The sequence below is a fragment of the Psychrobacter sp. P11G3 genome (assembly GCF_001435845.1).
GTDB lineage: Bacteria > Pseudomonadota > Gammaproteobacteria > Pseudomonadales > Moraxellaceae > Psychrobacter.
Map to the genome: position 1 here is coordinate 1,273,666 of NZ_CM003596.1, position 25,319 is coordinate 1,298,984.

Sequence of the window (25,319 nt, forward strand, 5' to 3'; positions counted from 1 at the left end):
TAGCATAAATATAGAACACTTAATATTGTATTTAGTAAGCCGCATTATTAATCAATTGGCTTTTATTTTAGCGTTAGAGGATAGGTAATCATGGCGAAGAAAAGAGGGTTGGCTGCTAATCGGGGCTTAGATGCCTTATTAGGGTCAATCAAAAAAGAAAAGCAAATTACCGCCTCTGCCTTGCAAGACGACATGGTGGCGCGTGAAAATGCTGCGCCAGATATTAATGTGCCTGTAGAGACTAATGCGCCTGTAGATACTGTGTCTACGGATATAGCGCCTGATATCACTCCAACAAAAGCCAGTAAAAAATCATCTGCGAAGACTACTGATAACGATGCTGCTAGTGAGAATAGCACTCGCGCACCACGTTCATCTCGTGCTACTAGCAAGGCGTCACTCAATAAATCGCGTGGCAATAATGCAGATACGAGCGCAACTGAAGACCAGATTAGCCTTGTACAAATCGATGTCACACGCTTGCAAGCAGGTAAGTATCAGCCTCGTCGAGATATGAGTGAGACAGCACTTGCAGAATTGGCGTCTTCTATCGAGCAGCATGGCGTGATGCAGCCTATCGTTATCCGCCCATTGTTGGCAAACGAAGATAAGAGTGAAGCATTTGTCACTCATGAAATTATCGCTGGTGAACGCCGCTGGCGTGCAGCAAAAATGGCAGGAAAAGCGGTTATCCCTGCGATTGAGCGTGCCTTATCTGATGAGTTAGCAATTGCACTAGCACTGATTGAAAATATTCAGCGTGAAGACTTGTCAGTGATTGAGCAGGCAGCAGCATTGCAGCGTTTTCATACAGAGTTTGGTATGAGTCATGCCATGATCGCTGAAGTCGTCGGCAAGGCGCGTACGACAGTATCGAATCTACTTCGTTTAAATCAGCTGCATGATACAGTAAAAGACCATTTGGCCAATAGTGCGCTAGATATGGGTCATGCTCGTACACTTTTAGCATTGTCCTCTGAACAGCAACCTATCATCGCGCAAAAGATTATCGATGGCGGTATGACCGTGCGAGAGGCTGAAAAATTGGTCAAATCAATCTTGCAGCCAGCACCCAAGATCAACCGTGCTGAACAAGCACAATCTCGTGATGTAGAGCGTTTGACCCAAAGATTAACAGATATGCTGGGTGCTGAAGTCAAACTAAAACATAAAAAAGATGGTCAAGGTAGTGTTGAGATATTTTTCCATAATCAAGACCAATTAGCTGCGTTGATTAAACATATAGAAGCTCAGGCTTAAGAACGTTTGCGAGTTAGCCGTATCTATCCAATTGCTAAGTCGCCTCTGTAATAATTATTTTTGCAAAAATACGGAAGAGAGTAGATATGTGGGAGTTGGTAAAAGCAGGTGGCTGGCTAATGACACCTATCGTGGTCTGTTCTATATTAGCATTAGTTATCATTATTGAACGTAGCCATACACTACAGTTTAACAAAGTCGCTCCTAGCAGGTTACGTGAACAGCTAATAACTCGTTTACGTGAAAATGGCGATATTGGCCGTACACAATTGATGAATGTAAAAGAAAAGACGGCGCTTGGCGATATCTTGGCAACGGGTTTGCTATATCGTCAGTATGGGTTAGAGTCGATGGCAATGCACATGCAAAACCGTGCCAGCGTCCAAGTTCATCAGTTAGAAAAAAACATCAATATGTTAGGAACTATCGGTGCGATAGCTCCGTTACTTGGCCTATTAGGTACGGTATTAGGAATCATCTCGTCATTTTTGGCGATTACCGATGGTGCCATGCAAGATCCGACGATGCTAGCTGCTGGCGTGTCACAGGCACTAATCACTACCGCTGCAGGTATGATCGTTGCTATCCCTGCGCTGGTTGCTTATCGTTATTTTCAGCGCCGTATCATTGATATTAATGCTCAGTTCGAAACCCAAGCAGGGCTTATGATTCAAGAGTTATATGATTATCACTTGCTTGCTAGTACGCAGCCATCTACAGCTTCTAGCCGTACGTCAATAGAAGATAGTATTGCACAAGAACGTTCATTCGGTGGGTTGGATTCGGATAAGACTAGCATAGCGGCAGTGTAGTCAATGCGATTTTAAAGAATAGAAATCTTAAGCCTATAAATGGTAGCTGAATTAAAGAGATTGATATGCGTTTTAGAAAACCAACGGTTGAACCGCTTGAAATTAATCTAACACCGATGATTGATTGTTTACTGTTTTTGATTGTGTTTTTATTACTTGCCACCTCATTCAATCACTTCAGTCGTTTAAATATTATCCTTCCTGAAGCGGAAGGTGTTGCACTGACAGAACAAAACAACAGTATCGAAGTAGCTGTGCAAGAAGATGGTAGCTATTTGGTCAATGGCATTACACTTGCTAGTAGCAATGAGGCTGAACTGACCAGTATGTTGCAGCAAGAGGCGGGCAGCAACCGCGATATGCTATTTGTCATTGCAGCGGATGCCAATGCGACTCATCAGTCTGTGGTGCGAGTGATGGATATCGCTGGAAAGCTCGGATTTTTGAATTTAAATATCAGTACAGTGGTACCACTTGGCCAAACGCTGCCGCAATAACAGATATAGCCTTACCATCATAAAACTGTGTGTCACACAGCCCATTCATACCACGATACCCAAATTGAGGCTTTTATGAGCCAAGCTTATTTACCTGACTCTAAAAAATCTTCTGCTAAAAATGCATCGGCAGTATCGCCCGTTACGCCTAAGAGTAAGACACTATTACGCTTATTAAGGTATTTAAAGCCTTACTGGTGGGCATTGCTATTGACGGCGTTAGGTTTTGCGATTAATGCAGGGACAGAGATTTGGACTGCTAAGCTTTTGCAATATATTACTGATGCTATCAATCAGAATGATCGAAGCAAACAAACCTTATTTCCGCTATTGATTATATTGCTATTCTTTGTGCGCGGGGTTGGTAGTTTTTTGGGTAACTATTACTCTGCATTGGTCTCACGCAACTTAGTCTATGAGCTACGTGTAGAAGTTTTCAACAAATTACTGCGCTTGCCTAGTTCATTTTATTTGGCCAATCCAGCCGGTACGATTTCATCGAAGTTGATATTTGATGTTGAACAGGTCACGGCAGCCAGTACAGACTCAATGAAGACTTTGCTGCGTGATGGTTTGACCGTTGTCGCGTTGATTGGTTTTTTGTTCTATAGCAATTGGCGTCTAACGCTTATTTTATTTGTGGTATTACCACCAATACTATGGCTGGTGCGCATTGCGTCAAAGCGCTATCTTAAGCTCTCAAAAGGTATCCAAGAAACGATGGGTAATGTCAGTCACATTACCAATGAAGTCATCGGCGGCTATCAAGTGGTCAAAAATTACGGTGGTCAATCATACGAGTCAGCACGTTTTGACAAAACATCGAAGAAAAACCTACGCCAAGGTATGAAGGTGGTTGTTACCAATAGTATTAATACGCCAGCCGTACAGCTGTTGATGGCGATTGCGATGGCCGTTGTCGTCTGGCTTGCGTTGCGACCTGAAGTAATAGATGATATTTCAGCAGGTGAGTTCATCTCTTACATTGCAGCAGCAGGTTTATTAAGTAAGCCCGTACGTTCGCTGACTGATATTAATCAGAAGCTGCAAAAAGGTCTGGCTGCTGGTGAGTCGATTTTTGCACTACTTGATGAGCCAGAAGAAGAAGACACAGGCACAATCAGTAAAGCGCTATCAGGGCAAATGTCGTTAGACAATATCAGCTTGGTATATCCAGATTCGACGGTGGCTCTACGTGACTTTACCTTGAATATTAAAGCAGGTGAGACAGTTGCATTAGTAGGGCGAAGTGGTGCGGGCAAGTCCTCACTAGTCAATTTATTAACACGTACTCTAGAGACGTCTTCAGGGCAAATCACATTAGACGGTATGCCTATTGAAGACATTAAGTTAGAGAGTTTGCGTGCCCAGATTGCAATGGTGAACCAACAAGTAGTATTGTTTAATACTACCGTATTTAATAATATTGCTTACGGTAGCCTAGCTGACAAGACTCAAGCTGAGGTTGAACAAGCCGCAAAAGATGCCTTCGCTCATGACTTTATTATGAAAATGCCAAACGGCTATCAAAGCGAAATTGGTGCTGAAGGGTTGCAACTATCTGGTGGTCAGCGTCAGCGTTTATCTATTGCTCGCGCATTACTAAAGGATGCACCGATTCTAATTTTAGACGAAGCCACCAGCGCGCTGGATAATGAGTCTGAGTATTATATCCAGCAAGCGCTCGATAATGTGATGAAAGACCGTACTACATTGGTTATTGCCCATCGATTGACGACTATCGAGTCAGCGGATCGTATTGCTGTGATGGATGGCGGTCAGATTGTTGAGTTAGGAACGCATCATGAGTTAATGCAGCTGCAAGGCCACTATGCGCAAATGTATGCTCGAGATTTTGAGTAGTCAGTTTAGAAGTTTTTAGCCAATTTTCACGCAGCCATGAACCAATAAGATAAGCGATATTGATTAATGAGTATTGAGACGACAGTCACCCGCGCATGGCAACGTCAAGCTGTTTGGTTGTGGTTGTTGCTGCCTGTCAGTTGGTTATACGGTTTCATCACCTTCTTGCGTCGTCAAGCTTATAAGGCCGGCCTGTTATCAAGCTATCGAGCACCTATTCCCGTGATGGTCATTGGTAATATCAGTGTGGGCGGTAGTGGTAAGACGCCGCTGATTATTGCTCTGGTCAACTACTTACAAAAAAAAGGCATAAAAGTAGGGGTGATCAGTCGCGGGTATGGCGGTGATACGAGTCAAATGCCAGCATTGGTTAGTGCTACTAGCTTACCCCATATAGTCGGGGATGAGCCGTGTTTGATTGCTCATATGACAGGCGCTGCTATGGCAGTGTGTCCCAATCGCCAGCAAGCGATTGCCACTCTATTAAAGGCAGAGCCTAATTTGCAATTGATTATTGCAGATGATGGTTTGCAGCATTATGCACTGCAGCGTGATATCGAATGGATTGTGGTAGATGCCGCCCGTGGGTTTGGCAACAAGCAGCTACTACCAACAGGTTTTTTGCGTGAGCCGATGTCACGATTAGAGGGTGCAAATGTTATTTACCATGAAAAACCAAGTACAGATTTAACTCTGACTTCTAGAAGTGGTAATAAGATACAGTCTACTGTTCGTTTGACCATGCATTTGCAACCAGCTGAGTTACAGCGCCTATGGGATCCTACATCGAGCGCAGCACAACTAAATAGTGTGAAGCCTACTAATAACAGCCGCGTCCATGCTGTCAGTGGTATCGGCTATCCGCAGCGGTTTTTTGATACCTTAGAGTCCATTGGCTTTGAGGTCATAGAGCATCCTTACCCTGACCATTACGATTTTAGTTTGGCTGAGCTTTTACAGTATGGTGATTATCCTATCATCGTAACCAGTAAAGATGCGGTAAAAATCAGCGCATTATTGGCAGACTATACAGCGACACAAGCACTCAATGATGAATATTTAGAACTTGTCAGTAGACTATGGGTGTTGCCAGTGACGGCTGTATTATCAGAGAATAGTTATCATAATCTAGATGCGCAGCTAAAGGCGCTAGGGATTCGTATCGACCATGATATGAACACGTCAGTCCCATCATAAATATCAACTAATATCTTAAATTTCCGTACCACTTTTATAGGAATACGCCATGTCGTTCGCCACCACGCCCGCCAAGACCCATATCGTGATTCCTGCACGTTTTAAAAGCACGCGCTTACCTGGTAAGCCATTGCTAACTATTCATGGTAAGCCGATGATACTTTGGGTAGCAGAAAAAGCGCAGACAGCAAGTTTTGCTAATGACATGTGTATAGCGACTGATGATGAGCAAATTGCAAAAGTTTGCACCGATGCAGGTTTTGATGTGGTTATGACCAGTAGTGAGCATGCTTCAGGGACGGATCGCTTGGCAGAGGTAGCAGCTATCAAAGGTTGGGCTGAGCATGATATTGTGGTGAACATGCAAGGCGATGAGCCCCTTGTACCGCCATTACTTTTAGAGCAAGTACAGGCGCTTTTGGTAGCAGATGAGAATAGCGTGATGGCCACACTCTGTGAGCCTATCGATGACTATGATACGTTCCAGCGGCCATCGGTAGTAAAAGTAGTCAGCCAATCTGCTAATAACTTACAGCGTGCGCTTTACTTTAGCCGCGCACCGATCCCTTGTGATCGTGATGTTGTATTAGCTGATAATAATCAGATGCACCCACCAAAGAACGCCTATCGCCATTTGGGTTTATACGCTTATCGTGTCAGTCTATTACAGCAGTTCGTAGACTGGCCACAAACGCCACTTGAGATACTTGAAAGCTTAGAGCAATTACGTGTTTTAGAAAACGGTCAGCATATCGCCATCGCAGAAGCTGCCTGTCAGCTACCAGCTGGCGTCGACACACAAGAAGATCTAGATCGTCTAAACGCGATGAGCTTAGATAACTTTTAGAACCCTACTAAGTAATAGTCTGAGCAAAGTTGTGTGCGATTCTAAGTTTCCTACAACGCTAAAGTATTGTTGTCGTGGCTATACCTGAAATACTTAATCAATGTGATAGAGCCATAACCATGAATAATTTGACAGGAAATATGGACGCACTAGATAACACAGACCGTATATATTTTGCGCCACTACTGCCATGGCAAAAAGTACTGTGGTTACAGTTGACCGAGCGCGTACTTAAGCAGCAGTCTTTGCCGCATGCATTGCTCGCTGCTGGTATGCAAGGTATGGGTAAACGCGCCTTTGTATGGCGATTGGTCGCTTGGCTATTATGCCGTGAGCGTGGCGCACACCCATTAGGTGCTTGCGAAGTATGTGAGAGTTGTCAGTGGCTCAAGTCGGGAACTCATCCGAGCTTGCAAGTATTACCACTCGTTATTATGCCTATCAGTGCCGAAAGCGATACGCTTCAAGAAAAATTAAGTAGTACAAAAGATAAAAAAGGCGCTAAAGCTACTAGCAATAGTGCTTTTAAAATCAAAGTAGATGATATTCGTGCTTTGCAGCCTTTTATTTATCAAGGCGGACAGGGAATGCGCATCTGTGTATTAGATCACGCTGAGAAAATGACGGTGGCCGCTGCTAATGCGCTGCTTAAGACATTGGAAGAACCACAAGCGCAGGTGCATCTATTTTTGATTAGTGATACGCCTGCTCAGCTATTACCAACGATTAAGAGTCGTGTTCAACAGTTGGCACTACAGACAATTGAGCCGACTGTTGCTGTCGATTATGTGACGCAGGCGCTAGGTCATACGATTAACCGCGAAGCCGTTAGTAACGCTGCGATTGAGCAATTGATACAATTAGCCAATGGTGCGCCGTTAGCTGCTATAGCTTTGGCGCAAGCACCATGGTATAGCAAGCGCAGCTTATGGCTGACCACGTGGCAGGCATTACGTAGTGGTAAACGTAGTGGTGTGGCGGCAAGTGATTATTGGCAAGGTCAGCTTAATATTAAAGAGTTTATACAGCTGTCTGAGCTGATGTTCCTTGATATACGCCGTGTCTGTTTGGGGCTGAGTGAACTACAAAAGGATGTCAATCTATCAACGATATTGGCTACTTATCAACCTACTGATAGCGGGTTAGAGGCATTTGCTAACAGCGTGCAGCAGACCAAAATTGCGCTGCAACAAAATGTGCAAGAAAAATTTGCCTATGATAAGCTAATGCAAGAGTTGGCAAGCTTATAGAGCCATGTTTTAACGCTTAATTTGTGTTCGTAAATTTGCAATTGTTCTTAACTATATACTATCAATTATTTATATAAACATACTAAACCCAGTTGATGAAGGAAGCTGACTATGGCAATGCCAGGACGTGGCGGGATTTTGACCTGTCATTATGAAAGTATCGAAATGTTATATGCCAGCTATTTATCATTTGTCAGTAATGGCGCTTTGTTTGTACCGTCTGACAAAGCTCAGCAATTGGGTGATGAAGTGTTTATCGCTATCACGCTACCCAACTCTAGTGAACGCCTACCAATGAATGGTAAGGTTGTTTGGATTAACTCTAAGAGTCAAGGCAGTCGCCCAGCAGGGTTTGCTGTGCAAATTGGTAGTGACGTCTCTGGTCAAAGAATTAAGAATGAGGTTGAGCGCCTACTCGCGGGAAAAATCGATAGCTTGCAATCGACTTATACTATGTAGTATCTATATAATAACTAGGTAATAACTAGGTAATATCTAGAAAACACACCTGTATCTTTAATAAGTTTGGCTGTGGTTTTGAACTTATTAATATAAAAAAAGCAGCCTTATTATTTAGTAAGGCTGCTTTTTTAGATCAATTTTCTTTAATTTTTTATAGTAGTAGGCGCTAGACGCTTAATAACGAGGCGGCACATACATATCATCGGGAATAGGTTCGCGGTAGTACTCATCATCGCGTTTGCGATTGGGTAACTCAATTTCGTCACGAGGCACTTCTTTGTAAGGGATTTGGTCGAGCAAATGGGCAATACAGTTCAGCCTAGCACGTTTTTTATTATTGCCTTCGACAACCCACCAGGGTGCTTCAGGAATATGAGTGCGCTCAAACATGGTTTCTTTTGCTTTGGTGTAATCTTCCCAGCGTCGACGCGACTGTAGGTCCATTGGTGAAAGTTTCCACTGCTTAAGCGGATCATATATTCGGCTCATAAATCGTGCATGTTGCTCATCATCAGTGATAGAAAACCAGTATTTTACTAAGCGAATGCCTGAGCGTACGAGCATACGCTCAAACTCTGGTACTGATTGAAAAAATTCCTCATATTGCGCGTCAGTACAAAACCCCATGACACGCTCAACGCCTCCGCGGTTGTACCAACTACGGTCAAACAATACGATTTCGCCTGCTGCAGGCAAGTGGGCCACGTAACGTTGAAAGTACCACTGCGTTTGCTCGCGCTCAGTGGGAGCCGGCAGGGCAGCTACCCTGCACACGCGTGGGTTCAATCGTTGGGTAATGCGTTTAATGGCGCCACCTTTACCAGCAGAATCCCGCCCTTCAAAGATAACGACAATACGCTCACCGCGATCAACGACCCAATCTTGTAGTTTTATCAGTTCTCGCTGTAGTCGTACCAACTCTTGAAAGTAGGTGCGTCGATCCAGTTTTTCTTGCTCGCTCATCTCACGTCCGTTAAAACGAAAGTCACGTGCATAGTCATCTATTTCATTTTCTAGTTCTTCATCATATGTATCGATTAAGTCTTGGTGCATTTTTCGACGTAAATCATCATCAAGAATGTCTTTTTCGATGCGTTCAGTAAGAATGGCTTGTTCCTGATGGTACCGCTCTATATCCTCCTCAGTCGTTAGAGATTGAAAATCAGCGGTTGCAAGCGGTTCTGTCATCACCAGTTTTTCAGAGCCACAAATGACTTGCCTTATTTTTCTTAATAAAATTTTTGTCTTACCCATAAATATTACCTTTGTTTTGCGTATCGGCTTTTTTAAGAGGCTACTATCTAGGTCGTTTCTATCATAGCAAAGTACAGACAATAAAAAATGCCCTTTAAATAAATTAAAGGGCATTTTTTATTGATAGATATGTACTGATTAAAATAATAAGTCAGCGTATCTTTTTCACTTAAAAGTGACCAAGCTTATTTTTCTAGGATACAAGTCACGCCTTGACCACCTGCTGCGCAGATAGAGATAAGTGCACGGCCTGAACCTTTTTGATCCAATAATTTAGCAGCAGTAGCTAGAATACGGCCGCCAGTTGCCGCAAATGGATGACCTGCCGCTAGTGATGAACCGTTTACGTTTAGCTTGCTACGATCAATAGAACCTAGCGGTGCATCTAAGCCTAGGCGCTCTTCACAGAATTTCTCATCTTCCCAAGCAGCTAAGGTTGATAGTACTTGTGAAGCGAAGGCTTCATGAATCTCGTAAAAGTCAAAGTCTTGTAGAGTCAGACCAGCGCGCTCAAGCATACGTGGTACCGCATAAGCTGGTGCCATTAGTAAACCTTCTGTGGTGCCAGATTTACCGATGAAGTCTACCGCTGCGGTTTCTTGATGGACGATATAAGCAAGTGGTTTTAGGCCGTGCTCTTTTGCCCACTCATCAGTACCTAGTAGTACACAAGAAGCACCGTCAGTAAGCGGCGTAGAGTTGGCAGCTGTCATCGTTGGATTGGCATTTTTTCTACCAAATACTGGCTTTAATTTACCCAATTTTTCTAATGTAGTATCTGGACGCAAGTTGTTATCACGAGTCAGGCCTTTGTACGGCGTGATTAAGTCGTCAAAGAAACCTTCGTCATAAGCGCGTGCTAGGTTTTGATGGCTGTTAAATGCAAGCTCATCCTGCGCTTCACGGCTGATATTCCACTCAAGCGTAGTAATCGCTTGATGATCGCCCATTGATAGGCCAGTGCGTGGCTCACCGTTTTGCGGTGAATCGATTAAGTCTTTTGGATTTAGACCCATTAACGCTTTTAGACGTTGTTTGTTGTCTTTTGCCGCACCAAGTTTGATCAGTACTTTACGTAAGCCATCGCCGACAGCGATAGGAGCATCAGAGGTAGTATCTACACCGCCAGTAATCGCCGAATCGATCAAACCAAGTGCAATCTTGTTGGCAGAAGCAAATGTCGCCTGCAAGCCAGTACCGCAAGCTTGTGAGATATCATAAGTTGGTGTATGTGGGTTTAGCGCGGTATTCAATGTGGCTTCACGAGTAAGGTTGATATCACGGCTAAGTTTCATGACTGCGCCAGATACCACTTCACCTACGGTTTCGCCTTGCAGGTTATAACGCTCAACCAAACCGTCCAATGCAGCGGTTAGCATGTCTGTGTTGCTAACATCAGCGTATGATCCATTTGAGCGCGCGAATGGAATACGGTTACCACCTAAGATCGCAACACGGTTTAGGTTTGAAGCTGGTTTGGTTGTGCTGGCTTTTTTAGCTGGAGCAGGTTTTTTGGCAACAGTGGTTTCTACTTTTTCATCGCCCGCTTTTTTGCTAGCAGTATCTTTAGCGCTAGTGTCTTTAGTCGAGGTGTTTTTTGCAGCAGTTTCTTTTTTTGCTGTATCTGATTTTGTATCCGTTGCTTTAACAACTGTACTTTCAACAACAGGGCTATCTGGATGATTGTTTTTATTACTCATAATATTATCCTTAAAAAGTATGGGTAGAAGTAAAAAGTGATAGGTAACAATAAAAATAGTTAAGTTATTTTATACAAGCAAATATTATCATTTATTACGCAATACAGCTGTTTATCATAAGGCGTTTTTTATTCACTTAATGTATCTCTTTAGCAAACTATGTGACGCTTGTATGAGGTCGGTAGTAGATTCATGACCATGACGCATCGCTCTAATAGACTGGCTAGTAAGAAATATTAGCATTGCATAACAGTACGTTTGATAATATATTATTATCAATAATTAAGTATGCCATAACCTATAGGTCGGATTTTAACATGTTATAGTGGCGCTTAACGCTGCTAAAAACGACTGGCTTGTATACTGACTTGTTTACAGATTGTTGTAGACATTATCTGTTTTTGGACTTGTTTATAAGGGAAGTGTATAGTTAGGCTAGTTTTGAGGCGATTTACTAAATTTAAATAATTACGATGTCAATGTCTCTATATAATAGATTCATTGCATTTTTTATTATTATACGAATCATTAATTATAAGGATTATATTATGTCAGACCGTTACGGTGATTTTGTTCAATCTTCTATTGGCAAAAAAGTAGCAAAAAACTTAGGTTTGCCGATGCCAACGACGCTTGATCGTTTCGAAAGCGGTGAGCGTTTGGTGCGTGGTAGTGTATTGGTTGGCCGTGCTACTGGTGATGACAAGAGTGTCAGTGAGTCGGTTGCCCGTATCCTGTCAGACGTCCATGCCGAAGTATATGTAAATAGTAGCGATGATATCAAAGACGCACTTGCTGATGCAGGCGTTGAGGCAAAAGCCAACACGGGCGGCGATGATCAATTCAAAGTACTGCTTTTTGATGCCAGTAATATCAGCAATGCTGAACAGCTAAAAGAGCTTTATGAGTTTTTCCATACAGTTGCACGCCGCGTAGAAAAATCAGGCCGTGTGGTTGTGGTTGGCCGTACGCCAGAAAACATCACTGATATTGAATCAGCAATGGCTCAACGCTCGCTTGAGGGTTTTGTGAAATCAGTGGGCAAAGAGTTTAAGCGCGGTATCACAGCGCAGCTGATTTATGTTGAAGAAGGCGCAGAGCAAAACCTAGATTCAACCTTACGCTTTTTTACCTCAGCTCGTTCAGCTTACGTATCAGGACAAGTAGTACGTGTCAGTAAAGGCAGCTCAGTCGATGTTGACTGGAACCAGCCTTTGGGCGGCAAGACTATGCTGGTGACTGGCGCAAGTCGCGGTATTGGCGAAGCTATCGCTCGGGTATTGGCTCGTGAAGGGGCGCATGTTATCTGTCTAGATGTACCGCAGCAGCAAGCTGACCTACAAAAAGTTGCTAGCGAAATCAGTGGTTCTGCTTTGACGGTAGATATCACTAGTGAAGACGCTGGTGCAGAAATCGCTGACGCTGCCCAGAAACGTGGTGGCCTAGATTCAATCATCCATAATGCTGGCGTGACTCGTGATAAGACGTTGGCTAAGATGGATGAGAAAAAGTGGAACATGGTCATCGATATCAACTTAGGCAGTATCGCTAGATTGAACCGCTACTTGTTAGATAACGATGTATTGAAAGAAAACGCACGTATCGTATGTGTATCATCAATTTCAGGTATCGCGGGCAACATGGGTCAGACCAACTATGCCACTTCTAAAGCTGGTGTGATTGGTTTGGTTAACGCAACTGCCAAGCAATTAGAAGACAATGCTAAAGGCATGACGATTAATGCAGTCGCTCCTGGTTTCATCGAAACCCAAATGACAGAAGCCATTCCATTTGCTATTCGTGAAGCTGGTCGCCGCATGAACTCAATGAGCCAAGGCGGCCTGCCAGTAGATGTGGCTGAGACTATCGCATGGTTCGCGTCACCTGCGTCTGGCGGTCTAAATGGCAACACGATTCGCGTCTGTGGTCAAAGCTTACTTGGTGCATAATGTTGATTAATTGATAAGTATATGTGAGAAATAAGGTATAGATAGAGACAGTAGTTGTATCATATGAGCTATTATTTCTCGTTTGTATCACATATGCTTACGAAATAATCTCTGATAAAGTGTAATAAAGCTGCCCAAGGGTGGCTTTTTTATGATAAAAACACAAGAACCAATAGCCAAACTATTTTTTGCTGTTAGAGATACTCATGAGGTTGATTAAATTTAATGCTTATTAAATGATTTAATAGTAGGCTTTAGTCAATGACTGCAGATTGTCTTTATATACGTTAAAGAACTTGTTCAAGCCACACTTAGGATGTACTTATGTCAGACAAACATTATGATGCGTTGCCAAAAGCGCACACCACTTATGCCAATATTGTCAAAAGCTTATTGCCTATTGGTAATGGCGGCAAGGTTAGTAGAGACCAGTTGCCACAATCTACTTACTATGTAGATGACTTGCATATCGATCAAGAAAACCTAGATGACTATCGCAAAATTTGCGGTTTTGCTGATGATGGTAAAGTGCCAGCGACTTACTTCTCGGTATTGTCACAGACGCTGCAAATGAATATGATGGTCAAAGAGCCATTCCCATTTGCCATGTTAGGTCTTGTTCACGTTGATAATAGCGTCACCCAGTATCGCCCGATTGGAGAGCGTGAAACGGTAGCAATGTCGGTTACTTTTGATAACCTACGTGATCATGCTCAAGGTCAGCAGTTTGACTTTGTCACTATCGTAAAGTCAGAAGATGAAGTCATCTGGGAAGGCACGTCAACTTATTTATCACGTAGCAAGAAACCTAGTAGTAAAGATAAAAAGAGCGCGCCGCGTCCAGTAATGGTCAAGCCTGAAGTAAACGAAGAAGGTGTTCATAGCATTTTTGAAGTGCCAGAAGATATCGGTCGTCGTTATGCCTTTGTCTCAGGCGACTTTAACTTGATTCATTTGCATCCACTATCAGCACGCGCGTTTGGTTTCCCTAAAGCGATTGCACACGGTATGTGGTCAAAGGCTAAGTGCCTTGCTCTAATGGGTGACTTGCCTGATGCTTATACAATTGACGTCTCATTTAAGCTGCCTATCTTTTTACCAGCTGAAGTAGAGCTGATTGCTGAGCCAGTAGCCCAGCTCAAAAACGTAGATGATACTTGTGAGTTTGGACTGTATAGCTCTAAAAACAATAAACCGCATTTGGCAGGTGTTGTGACCTTAAAGAGCGACAGCAAGTAGCATAAACATCATAAAGCTTCTATTTAACAGCCATATTTAACGTACATATTTATTATTATGACTTCACAAAACATGCCTTCAGAAGAAAACGCGATAGACGTAGATCAAACAGATAGCTCGATAGCAACCGATACGGTCGCTGCTAACGATAGCGGCGCTAACATTCATATTAGTACCGATAATGGCGTTGATTTGGCCGATATCTTTGAGCCTTATTTTCGTCCAGATGCAAACACTATCGTGTGCGGTGCGTTAGATGACGAAAAAGTTGCGGCTTTAGCGAAAGCGGGTGTCGAGCTGGTCATCAACTTGCAGCCTGATGACGAGTTGAGCTTTGATGAGGCATCAGCAGTTGAGCAAGCAGGTATGCACTACGAACAGCTGCCTATCAGCGGTGCTAAAGAGCTAAAGCAGCTTAAGATATTGGCGTTTGATAATGTATTGCGCCAGCACCATGGCAAAAAAGTCGCTATGCACTGTGGGTCGGGTAATAGAGTAGGAGCTGCAATAGCGCTGCGGGCAGGATGGTTGCGTGGACGTAAAATGGATACAGCGATGGAACGTGGTCGCAGTCATGGTTTGACCAAGCTTGAACAAGAAGTTCATAACCGTTTACTAGTACCGCGTTAACTAGATTTGTGGCATTGAATATTAGTGCTGTCTTAGACGTTAGTAAACTTTAAAAATATCATCGAAATAAATAATAAAAAAGGCGACCAATAGGTGGCCTTTTTTATTGGCTCACAATTCATTTATACTGGTTCAAATATTTTATATAGCTTGTGTATTACTATCATCTTAAAAATAGAATAATTTATATCACTGGAGCAAGGTAATAATAATGGATCATAATACAGAAAATTCTAATACATCTATAAACGTTGACTTTCAAAACAAATTACAGCAATTACTGACAGATTTACAGCTTGATGATGCACCTGCTGGCGGGGCTGTGGCCGTGTATCAGGCAGGTCAGTGTATAGCACAAGCCAGCACAGGTATGGCGCGTCCTAATATGCCGTGGCAGCCCGATACGTTGGCCATTAACTTTTCTACTGGTAAAGGGGTATTGGCAACGTTGGTTCACGTGCTGGTTTCGAAGCAACTGCTTGAATATGACAAACCTATTGCCTATTACTGGCCAGAATTTGCTCCAAATGGTAAAGACCAAATGACGTTACGACAAGTCATGTCACATCAGGCCGATTTATTTTCGATCCAAAGTATTGATGTTGACAGCGAGACGGTACTCGATTGGGATACGATGTTGCGCCACATTGCAGCGATGCCTATTACTTCTCCCGAAGATGCGACCAAGTATGACAGCGCTTATAGTGCATTGGTCTACGGTTGGGTATTGGGCGGCGTAGTAGAGGCAGTCACGAATTTATCATTCACTGAAGCACTGCGCCAGTATCTAACGGAGCCTCTGGGCATTGCTGACAGCTGCTATTTTGGTGTGCCAGATAGCAAAGTAGATCAGGTGGCAAAATTGGCCAAAGATTTTGAAGAATCAGAAGATATAAGCTCTCAATTAAAATCGAGACGCCAAAAACCAACCTTAAAAGTAGACTCTCAAGAGACTTTACGTACTTATGCAAGCTTACCTAGTTATCATTGCTGGCAACAGAAAATGCTAAATGACAAGCGTGCAGCTGAGATGCAAAGTAGCCTTGATGGAAAGCTAGATAGCTCTGACAATGATAACGTACAGCCTGTATTAAATACTGCGCGTATTAATAGCTTATATTTCAATACCAGTCAGCTCAATCTAAAAAACTATAAGGCAGCGCTTATACCTGCTGGCAAACATGCCCTTGACTATTATAATCGTCAGACACTACAGGCGGTCATTCCAGCGGCAAATGGTGTCGCTTCTGCTAAAGCACTGGCAACGATTTATGCAATGCTTGCTAATGGCGGTATATGGCAAGGGAAAACACTGATTGATAGTGCTGCTTTTGAGCAGTTATCTACTCCGCAGGTTGAGGGTTTAGATGCGGTTATGCCAGCGGCCATGAAATGGCGATTGGGCTACCATAGATTATTCAGCTTGTATGCTAACAACGATGATACGGATAAGAGAATGAGTCCTGCATTATCAGGATTTGGGCATATGGGATATAACGGATCGGTTGCTTGGTGCGACCCTGAGCGCCAACTGTCATTTGCTTTTATTCATAATTTTGATACCACCATGCTCAATGACGTTCGTCAGTTTGCGCTGAAGGAAGCCGTCTTGAGCTGGGTAGAAGAGATACTTTAATAATGCTAGTTTTGATCGCGAATTTATTTTGTTTTAAATATAAGCAGCATTAATGTTAATGCTGCTTATTTGGTGTCATTTTAAGCAGTCTTGATGCGCTAAGACCGTGGATAAAGATAGAAGTCAAAATGACAATCGAACAGACAATCCACAATTTGAGCGCATCTTCATCTGCGAAGAACCCTTGATTGAGCGCATAGGACAGATAATACAAAGTACCAATACCACGAATACCCAAAGCCGATATTGCGTATTTCTCGGTATGTGGTAAGTTCAATCCTGATAAAGCAATAAATCCACCAATTGGACGTATAAGTAGTAAGAAGGTAAAGCTGACGATATAGACGCGCCATGTCAGCTCGACACCTGCTTGCAACCCTTGACCGAGGAACATACCGAAGATAACCAGCACTAATGACATTAGTAAGCCTTCTGATTGCTCAGCGAAATCATGCAGTTTTTGATGATAGGTATGCTCACACTCCGAGCGACGAAACGCAAATGCAGCCACAAATACAGCGATAAAGCCATAACTGTGTACATACTCTGCAAGTCCATAGGCTAGTAGCGTCAAAGCAATAACCACATAGCCTTGCGAGATGGTAGTCTCACGGGTATGTTTAGAAAACACGACTTTGGCCAATATTTTACCAACCAATACACCTACCACTACGCCTGCGCCAATCTTCCACAAGACATCATGAGTAAACCACGACCATAGCATCTCGTAAGTAAAGGCTTTGCCTTCACTGAACGCTTCTGCAATCTTAATCGCTAGGTACACAAACGGAAAAGCCAGGCCATCGTTCAACCCGGCCTCTGACGTTAAAGTAAAGCGCGGTGTGTCTTCTCCTCCTGTATTGGGAGGTCCCACCTGAATGCTCGAAGCTAACACGGGATCAGTAGGCGCTAACACTGCACCTAATAAAATAGCTGCACCAAGGCTCAAACCAAACGCGTAATACCCCAAGACTGCCATCGCAAAAATACCAATAGGCATGGTAATGAGTAGCAGTCTTACTGTTGGTCGCCACAATCGCCAAGACAACTCTGTGTCGATTTTAATACCAGCACCAACCAATGAGACCAATACAACAATCTCAGTCAGTTTTTCGATGAGTAAACCGTTATCAAGTGGGTCTAAAAAGGACAAAGACGTCCACCAGTAGCCCATCATCAGACCGAAGCTGACTTGGAGCATCGGTAATGAGATAGAGGTGCGCTTAAAAATAACAGGAAACAATGCCCCGAGTAAAAAGGCAATCCCGCAGATTAATAAGAATAAGTTATATTTTTCAATCATAAGGTTTACGCACGTCGTTATGTTTTAAGGGTCGATTTTAAGAGGGTAATTTTAGATATTGATGATAATTCACAGCAATAGTTGATAGTCAGTCACTGATACTCTTTATCATGACGTCAAAATAAAATAATTACCGCAAAAAATAGTTATCAAAATGACAGCTACGTTGTTTTTTGGTGAAAAAAAAGCCTGCATTGCGCAGGCTTAATATATTCTTATCAGTATGTTTGAAGCGTTGATAGCTTACAGACTAGCGCTCGACTTGGCTCACGTCACGTACGGCACCAGTATCAGCGCTGGTAGTCATAGCCGCATAAGCACGTAATGCTGGCGAGACATGACGGTCACGGTTGACAGGTTTCCATGCATCACGTCCACGCGCTTCCATAGCTTCTCGGCGAGCAGCTAAGTCTGCATCGCTTACTTGCATGTTGATGGTACGATTTGGGATATCGATATGAATACTATCGCCTTCTTCGACCAAACCAATCGCCCCACCTTCAGCAGCTTCTGGGCTAGCATGACCAATTGATAGACCTGATGTACCACCAGAGAAGCGACCATCTGTCAGTAGGGCGCATTCTTTGCCCAATCCTTTTGACTTTAGATAAGTCGTTGGGTACAGCATCTCTTGCATACCAGGGCCGCCTTTAGGGCCTTCGTAGCGAATGATGACGACATCGCCTGCAACGATTTGATCAGCCAATACCGCAGCAACCGCATCATCTTGTGATTCAAATAGACGCGCTCGACCAGTAAAGGTCAAGATGCTTTCGTCAACGCCTGCGGTTTTGACCACGCAGCCGCGCTCGGCGATATTGCCATATAGTACGGCTAAGCCGCCATCTGTAGAGTAGGCGTGTTTGGCACTACGGATACAGCCTGACTCACGGTTGACGTCGAGGTTTGACCACTCTTTTGATTGTGAGAATGCCTCTGTAGTACGTACGCCACCAGGTGCTGCAAGGAAGCGTGCGCGAGCTTCATGATTGTCAGGGTTCATGATGTCCCACTTATCAATCGCCTCTTTCATCGTGGCGCTATGGATCGTTGGTACATCAGTTTTTAGTAATTCAGCGCGATCAAGCTCAGCGAGTAATGCAAAGACACCGCCAGCACGATGCACGTCTTCCATATGGTATTTCTGTGAGGCAGGGGCTACTTTTGCTAGACAAGGCACACCGCGACTCAAACGGTCAATATCAGCCATCTTAAAATCGATCTCTGCTTCATTGGCAGCAGCAAGTAAATGCAAGATAGTATTGGTCGAACCGCCCATGGCGATATCTAAGCTCATAGCATTTTCAAAAGCAGCTTTGGTAGCGATAGAGCGTGGTAGCACAGAGTCATCATCTTGCTCGTAGCGACGCTTGGCTAATGAGACGATTGTACGACCCGCTTCTAAGAATAGCTCGCGGCGCAATGAGTGAGTAGCTAGTAGTGAGCCGTTACCTGGTAGTGCTAGGCCTAAAGCTTCGGTCAAGCAGTTCATCGAGTTGGCGGTAAACATACCAGAGCACGAACCACAAGTAGGGCAGGCTGAGGCTTCGATAGCGGCGACGTCTTCATCACTGATGCTATCATCAGCAGCATCCATCATGGCATCGACAAGGTCAAGTTTGCGAACAGCGCTACTGTCACTACTATCGGTATTGTGGCTCTTACCAACGGTACTGGCTAAGATTTTGCCTGCTTCCATTGGCCCACCTGAGATAAATACCACTGGAATGTTAAGGCGCATGGCGGCCATCAACATACCCGGAGTGATTTTGTCACAGTTAGAAATACAAACTAGCGCATCTGCACAGTGGGCATTGACCATATACTCGACAGAATCAGCGATCAAATCACGACTTGGTAGCGAGTACAACATACCGCTATGGCCCATCGCAATACCATCATCGACCGCAATGGTATTGAACTCTTTTGCAACGCCGCCTGCTTGCTCAATCTCACGGGCGACCAGTTGTCCAAGGTCTTTTAGATGCACATGGCCGGGTACAAACTGGGTAAAAGAGTTAGCAATCGCAATGATTGGCTTGCCAAAGTCGCCGTCAGTCATGCCGGTTGCACGCCATAATGCGCGCGCGCCTGCCATATTACGACCGCCGGTAGAAGTTTTTGAGCGATAATCCATGTGATATTCCTTACAAATAGGCGGGGTTATAAAAATGTGCACCCTCAGTTTTAATAGGGATAGTGTGCTTTTTATAGAGAGTGAGTACTAGTGAATAATACTAATTCGTTACCATACCATTAGATATGAATAACTAAAAACATTATGCTAATAACAGTGAATTAATAATAACGAATTAATAATCAAAAGCGATGAGCAAAAAAAACAGTTATTTAAAATATCTATTCAATACGTTCTAATATGGCTTTATCAAACCAAGGAAGATCAGCTTTGTCTGCTTCTAATTTCACAATGGCTGCAAGCGCATGAGTAGCCAGTAGCTGTTGATAATCGCCACTAGCGTCAATCGTCAACAGTGACTCGGCAGGTAGTGCTTGCGTATTGGGGTTTTGCTCGTCAATACTAATTAATATTTGCTTATTATTTTTATAAAGGACGTCTACGCGACCAAAAAACTGCCATTCTTTGAACGCTGCTGTAATTGCATCTGCAGCATCCTTGGTATATACCTGCTGCGTCTCTTTACCCGTATTGGTCCAATGTAGCCGTACAGCCAACTGCAATGCCTCACTAAATACTACCAACGAGCCGATAATTTTCACATGCCAAGGACTGGTCAGCAGCTCCTCGTCAATACCAATTAATTTGGCAGCCTCATGAGCCGACATGGGTGTATTGAATTGAAGCAGTAACTCAGGAGTGAGCGGGTGCGTTTGTTTGATCGCATCATCTAAACTGTCATAGTGATACAAAAAAGGCAATGGCAAATCTTGCGTGACAGTCTTCTTTATAATTTTACAATTGTGTATCTGCCAGCTGATGGCTTTATCAGTTAGTGCTTCTGCTAATATGATAGCGCTTGGATCGATGGTTTGAGTACTATTGTTAGGCTCAGTACTAAGTTGCTCTAAGCCAGTACTATCAGGCACAGAGACATTTGATCCAGACGTTTGGGCATTGTCATTGAGTGTTGAAGACGGGTCGCCGTTATCTAGGCTATCTGATCTATTGGTTGGCAAAGTAGGCAAATCCATAAACATAGCGTTGTTAAAATAGAGGGCTAATATAACATTTTAAGGGCATGGCCCGCCAATAAATTAGTGGGATAAGATGGTAGTTTATACGTATAAAATAATATCTTTAGTTGAATGACTTATTATAAATTAATCGTATTTTGTCTATTAAAATAATCTAAAATATAGTCGATAATTTATATGGAAATATAAGCAAAGGAATTAATGAAAAAGTTCTCCGATAATGAATCTATCCAAGAATGGATGACATCAGACCGTCTCTATGAAGAGTATCTCTTCTACTACTTACTCATCTGCCTATTTTGGTTTTTCGTTGGTTTGTTTTCTATTGGTATACGCATACCTGTATTCAACGATTTGCAGAATTTAGCATTTAATACGGTATGGTTTTTAATCCTATGTGTCGCATTGAGCATCCCCAAATTTTGGTATTTTTTGATAAAAGGACGTCATGGTCAACTGTTTCAAGCCACTGCCAAAGTGTATGAAACATTAGGCAGCATAGAAGATGTTGAACAAAAAGAGCAGGTATATAAGCAGATTGCTAGCAATGGCAAGTTGCCCCCTAACCGATTAGAAACGCTATCACTGGCATTTTTATTTGCATTCATACTCTTCGATATATTGTATACCCGCTGCTGGATAAGGGATCTGAGCCTAGTGTGGCAGCCTGACTGGGTCAATATGTGCATTGGCTGGGTACATAATAATCTATCGATGCCTCCAATTAGCGAAGACAGACAGATTTTTAATTTATGGTTCGATGATGGTCACAATGACACAGTATTAAAAGAGTATTTTGGAGATGAATGGGCATTTTTGGCTTCTCCATTTGGTGATGCCGCAATGTTTTACCATTTTATTCGAGTGATGATGTTTGTACCTATCTTAGCGGCATTGTCTATCGTATTGTGGAAGCCGCTAAAGTTTATGGGAATGCAGCAGATTGACCCCAGAAATATTCATAGCGTCATGTCTTTTTTACGTAGCTGCGCTTGGTCACTTATCTTTGGATTTTTTATGACTATTGGCACGTTAGGTTTTTTAACCAATGCAAACTGGTTCACATTAGGTCTGATAGATCAAGAAGCATGGTTCGAGAATTTATATATCAACGGTTTATACATATTTATCGTTTTTGGTATCCGGTTTTTTTATGGCTGGCTCGTTTTTTGGAAAAATGTTTTTTTAAAGTTCGTTAACAAAGCCAGTTACAATTGATTTAATAATCTTGATCTCACATTGTTGGCTTGTACTCAACTTATATTTCGTCCACTATATGACAGACACTTTTATCTATTTTTGATAGCTATTAAGCTATTAATTAACTAATAATAAAACTCTTAAAGGAAGAAATAATGACTGAAGTAAATCCACAAACTGCTTATGATGACAATAACATTTTTGCCAAAATGTTAGATGGTGATATTCCATATCACAAAGTATATGAAGATGATAAAACGCTCGCCTTTATGGATATCATGCCGCAAGCAGAAGGCCATGTATTGGTGATACCGAAGCAAAAAGCGGTAGATTTGGCCGATCTTGAGCCAGAATATGCCGCTGCGGTATTGATGACGTCTAAAAAAGTTATGCAAGCCCAGCGTCAAGTGTTTGAGCGTGAAGGCGTTATCCAAATGCAGTTGAATGGCTCACAAGCAGGTCAAACGGTTTTTCATTATCATGTGCACCTCATTCCATCAAGCATTCATGAATTGGGTCGTCATGCAGTAACCCAAGCCGATAGTAATGATTTGGCAAATATTGCGCAGAAACTGGCTGCAGTGATTGATGCCTAGTTAGGAAACAGATTGCTTCTGTTTAGGTAAAAAAATATTGGTATTTACGAATTAGCGAGCATTTATAGATTATAAATCACTAAAACAGAACACATATACAATCAAAAGGCAGCTAGCAAGCTGCCTTTTTTATTTTCTTGGTAATAGTCATGTAACATTCGTTAAAGTCATGTTACGAGTTGAACGCTTGTCTAGGGTTTTGGAAAAGAGTGTGATAATTATTATAACCATTCACACACATTTTCTAATCTTTGCCTTAATTAAAAATTTTCATAAAAAGGCATCGTCAACTTTTGAGGATATTATCTTTCATGAGTAAATTACCTCGTTCGACTATTTTATTACCAGTCTTTGTACCTGCAGCCATCATTATGCTGCTATTGGTCATTGGTACGGCTATTAATCCTGAAGCGGCGGGTGCTCTGTTTAGTGATGTGCTTAGTTTTACGACTGAGACATTCGGTTGGTTTTATATGCTGGCAGTGGCACTGTTTTTGATGTTCATTATTGTACTGGCGTTTTCGTCTTATGGCAGTATCAAGCTAGGCCCTGATCATGCTGAGGCGGAGTACGGATTTCTTGAATGGTTTGCTATGCTGTTTTCGGCAGGTTACGGGATTGCGCTACTGTTTTATGGGGTAGCGGAACCAGTGATGCACTTTTCTAGTCCGCCAATGTCGGATCCGCAGACTATTGCTGCGGCAAAAGAGGCGATGCAAATTGCGTATTTTCATTGGGGTTTTCATATTTGGGCGATTTATGGTGTCGTTGGTTTATCACTAGCGTATTTTGCGTTTCGTCATGGTTTACCACTATCAATACGCTCGACGCTATACCCGATTATTGGTGAAAGGATTCATGGCCCTATCGGTCATACGGTTGATGTGTTTGCGATATTGGGTACGATGTTCGGTATTGCTACTAGTTTAGGTTTGTCGGTGTCGCAAATTAATGCTGGACTCAATTATCTATTGCCAGATATCATTCCAGTGAATACGACTGTACAGGTGATAGCCATTGCCTTGGTGACAGCCGCGGCATTGGTATCGGTATTGGCAGGTATGGATAAGGGTGTAAAACGCTTATCTATTTTAAATATGCTATTGGCAACTGCGTTGATGTTGTTCGTATTTGTTGTCGGTCCGACCATTTTTATCTTGAATGCCTTTATGGAAAATACCGGTAGCTATTTGGGTAATATTGTCGAGCGTACCTTTAGCTTGCAGGCATACGAAAATAGCAATTGGATCGGCAGCTGGACTTTATTTATTTTTGCATGGACGATTGCATGGGCGCCTTTTGTGGGTCTGTTTATCGCCAAGATTAGCCGTGGTCGTACCATCCGTGAGTTCGTATTGGGTGTGATGTTGGTACCGACCTTCTTTACATTCTTTTGGTTTTCGGTGTTTGGCGATACCGCACTACACATGATCATGGTCGATGGTTATACCTCATTAATCAGTGAAGTACAAAACAACCAAGCGATTGCTTTGTTTAAACTGTTAGAGAATCTACCGTTTACTGAATTTGTGTCGTCATTGACCATTTTATTGATTATTACCTTTTTTGTGACGTCTTCGGATTCTGGCTCATTGGTAATCGACTCGCTAGCGGCAGGTGGTCGCAGTGATACACCATGGTGGCAGCGTAGCTTTTGGGTAGTAACTGAAGGTGCTGTCGCAGCAGTATTGCTACTTGCAGGTGGTTTAGAAGCCCTACAAACAGCGGCTATCGTTAGTGCGTTACCATTTGCGATTATTATTCTTATTTCAATGTTTGGCATGTGGCGTGCGCTGCGTATCGAAGGACATCGTAATCAGAGCCTTGGTAATGACAACAGACTGCCGCCGCATCTACTCAAACCGTCTGCATGGCGCGAGCGTATTGATTATATGACCGATAAGCCAACGCGTGAAAAGGTCTTAAGTTATATTAAAGAAGTAGTTATGCCTTCGATGATGGAGGTGTCGTCTAAATTTGCAGAAACCGGCTGGACGACTGAGGTCAATTATGATGTGGTCAATAACCGAGCTGTATTAGAGCTACAGCGCGGTGACGATGTCGAGTTTTGGTATGAGGTGCGCTTATCAGAGCATGATGCGCCTGATTATTATACTGAAGACAGCGCAGATACCTTGCCACAAGAGCACCATCATCGCGCTGAGGTGTATCTACGCCGTGGTGGTCAGACCTATGACTTATACGGCTACAAATCTGAATCAGTGATTAATGACATTATTGATCAGTTTGAGAAGTATTTACATTTCCTCAATATATCGCCTGATAGTCTACCGTGGCGCATGCAAGAGCATGATGATGACATCACACTAGAGCAGGGCAGTGTGCTTGATAAATAATGCATGGAATGTATTAAAAACGAGTAATGCTTATGCAAGCTATTCACGTTAATCGCTTGCAATAAACGCAGGAATCCTTAGAATAACGGCTTG

General features: G+C 42.9%; 20 protein-coding genes. 15 read left to right on the forward strand and 5 right to left on the reverse strand.

Features of this window, described 5'->3' with window-relative positions; all coding sequences use genetic code 11:
- Window positions 1-90 precede the first annotated feature (90 nt).
- The 8 genes from AK824_RS05250 to AK824_RS05285 all read left to right on the forward strand — a co-directional run bounded on the left by AK824_RS05250 (window position 91) and on the right by AK824_RS05285 (window position 8,185).
- Window positions 91-1,260, forward strand: a complete 1,170-nt coding sequence (locus AK824_RS05250; RefSeq protein ID WP_057759433.1) for a ParB/RepB/Spo0J family partition protein — start codon at window positions 91-93, stop codon at window positions 1,258-1,260.
- Window positions 1,261-1,346: 86 nt separating this feature from the next.
- Window positions 1,347-2,072 (forward strand): MotA/TolQ/ExbB proton channel family protein, encoded by a 726-nt coding sequence (locus AK824_RS05255; protein ID WP_057759435.1) that lies wholly within the window; start codon window positions 1,347-1,349, stop codon window positions 2,070-2,072.
- Window positions 2,073-2,137: 65 nt separating this feature from the next.
- Entirely contained in the window at window positions 2,138-2,569 is a 432-nt protein-coding gene (locus AK824_RS05260; protein WP_057759437.1) for an ExbD/TolR family protein, read from the forward strand.
- Between the two features lie 75 nt (window positions 2,570-2,644).
- Window positions 2,645-4,432 carry a lipid A export permease/ATP-binding protein MsbA gene (gene msbA / locus AK824_RS05265; RefSeq protein WP_057759439.1) on the forward strand — a complete coding sequence of 596 codons (1,788 nt, stop codon included), beginning with the start codon at window positions 2,645-2,647 and terminating at the stop codon, window positions 4,430-4,432.
- A gap of 66 nt (window positions 4,433-4,498) precedes the next feature.
- Entirely contained in the window at window positions 4,499-5,629 is a 1,131-nt protein-coding gene (lpxK, locus tag AK824_RS05270; RefSeq protein ID WP_057759441.1) for a tetraacyldisaccharide 4'-kinase, read from the forward strand.
- A 49-nt stretch (window positions 5,630-5,678) separates the two neighbouring features.
- Complete coding sequence (gene kdsB, locus AK824_RS05275; RefSeq protein WP_057759443.1) at window positions 5,679-6,476, forward strand: 3-deoxy-manno-octulosonate cytidylyltransferase; 798 nt, start codon at window positions 5,679-5,681, stop codon at window positions 6,474-6,476.
- A 119-nt stretch (window positions 6,477-6,595) separates the two neighbouring features.
- Window positions 6,596-7,726, forward strand: a complete 1,131-nt coding sequence (locus AK824_RS05280; RefSeq protein WP_057759445.1) for a DNA polymerase III subunit delta' — start codon at window positions 6,596-6,598, stop codon at window positions 7,724-7,726.
- 111 nt (window positions 7,727-7,837) lie between these two features.
- Window positions 7,838-8,185 (forward strand): PilZ domain-containing protein, encoded by a 348-nt coding sequence (locus AK824_RS05285; RefSeq protein ID WP_057759448.1) that lies wholly within the window; start codon window positions 7,838-7,840, stop codon window positions 8,183-8,185.
- A 177-nt stretch (window positions 8,186-8,362) separates the two neighbouring features.
- Here AK824_RS05285 and ppk2 read toward each other — a convergent pair whose 3' ends face one another.
- Window positions 8,363-9,442 carry a polyphosphate kinase 2 gene (gene ppk2 / locus AK824_RS05290; protein WP_264753500.1) on the reverse strand — a complete coding sequence of 360 codons (1,080 nt, stop codon included), beginning with the start codon at window positions 9,440-9,442 and terminating at the stop codon, window positions 8,363-8,365.
- Window positions 9,443-9,627: 185 nt separating this feature from the next.
- Complete coding sequence (locus AK824_RS05295; RefSeq protein ID WP_057759449.1) at window positions 9,628-11,142, reverse strand: acetyl-CoA C-acetyltransferase; 1,515 nt, start codon at window positions 11,140-11,142, stop codon at window positions 9,628-9,630.
- 548 nt (window positions 11,143-11,690) lie between these two features.
- Between AK824_RS05295 and AK824_RS05300 the strand changes: the two genes are divergently transcribed.
- The 4 genes from AK824_RS05300 to AK824_RS05315 all read left to right on the forward strand — a co-directional run bounded on the left by AK824_RS05300 (window position 11,691) and on the right by AK824_RS05315 (window position 16,596).
- Window positions 11,691-13,091 (forward strand): 3-oxoacyl-ACP reductase, encoded by a 1,401-nt coding sequence (locus tag AK824_RS05300; protein WP_057759451.1) that lies wholly within the window; start codon window positions 11,691-11,693, stop codon window positions 13,089-13,091.
- A 324-nt stretch (window positions 13,092-13,415) separates the two neighbouring features.
- A complete protein-coding gene (locus AK824_RS05305; protein ID WP_057759453.1) occupies window positions 13,416-14,330 on the forward strand; it encodes a MaoC family dehydratase in 915 nt (304 codons plus the stop codon).
- A 57-nt stretch (window positions 14,331-14,387) separates the two neighbouring features.
- The gene (locus AK824_RS05310) at window positions 14,388-14,960 is read left to right on the forward strand and encodes a protein tyrosine phosphatase family protein (protein WP_227511208.1); all 573 of its coding nucleotides are present in this window, start codon (window positions 14,388-14,390) and stop codon (window positions 14,958-14,960) included.
- 211 nt (window positions 14,961-15,171) lie between these two features.
- Window positions 15,172-16,596, forward strand: a complete 1,425-nt coding sequence (locus tag AK824_RS05315; protein ID WP_082624576.1) for a serine hydrolase domain-containing protein — start codon at window positions 15,172-15,174, stop codon at window positions 16,594-16,596.
- Window positions 16,597-16,651: 55 nt separating this feature from the next.
- Here AK824_RS05315 and AK824_RS05320 read toward each other — a convergent pair whose 3' ends face one another.
- The 3 genes from AK824_RS05320 to AK824_RS05330 all read right to left on the reverse strand — a co-directional run bounded on the left by AK824_RS05320 (window position 16,652) and on the right by AK824_RS05330 (window position 21,070).
- Window positions 16,652-17,899 (reverse strand): cation:proton antiporter, encoded by a 1,248-nt coding sequence (locus AK824_RS05320; protein WP_057759457.1) that lies wholly within the window; start codon window positions 17,897-17,899, stop codon window positions 16,652-16,654.
- Window positions 17,900-18,149: 250 nt separating this feature from the next.
- Window positions 18,150-20,036 (reverse strand): dihydroxy-acid dehydratase, encoded by a 1,887-nt coding sequence (ilvD, locus tag AK824_RS05325; protein WP_057759459.1) that lies wholly within the window; start codon window positions 20,034-20,036, stop codon window positions 18,150-18,152.
- Between the two features lie 221 nt (window positions 20,037-20,257).
- The gene (locus tag AK824_RS05330; protein WP_057759461.1) at window positions 20,258-21,070 is read right to left on the reverse strand and encodes a hypothetical protein; all 813 of its coding nucleotides are present in this window, start codon (window positions 21,068-21,070) and stop codon (window positions 20,258-20,260) included.
- Window positions 21,071-21,274: 204 nt separating this feature from the next.
- Between AK824_RS05330 and AK824_RS05335 the strand changes: the two genes are divergently transcribed.
- The 3 genes from AK824_RS05335 to AK824_RS05345 all read left to right on the forward strand — a co-directional run bounded on the left by AK824_RS05335 (window position 21,275) and on the right by AK824_RS05345 (window position 25,226).
- The gene (locus AK824_RS05335) at window positions 21,275-22,291 is read left to right on the forward strand and encodes a hypothetical protein (protein ID WP_057759463.1); all 1,017 of its coding nucleotides are present in this window, start codon (window positions 21,275-21,277) and stop codon (window positions 22,289-22,291) included.
- A gap of 137 nt (window positions 22,292-22,428) precedes the next feature.
- Entirely contained in the window at window positions 22,429-22,869 is a 441-nt protein-coding gene (locus tag AK824_RS05340; RefSeq protein WP_057759464.1) for an HIT family protein, read from the forward strand.
- 311 nt (window positions 22,870-23,180) lie between these two features.
- Window positions 23,181-25,226 carry a BCCT family transporter gene (locus AK824_RS05345; protein ID WP_057759466.1) on the forward strand — a complete coding sequence of 682 codons (2,046 nt, stop codon included), beginning with the start codon at window positions 23,181-23,183 and terminating at the stop codon, window positions 25,224-25,226.
- The last annotated feature ends 93 nt before the right edge of the window (window positions 25,227-25,319 follow it).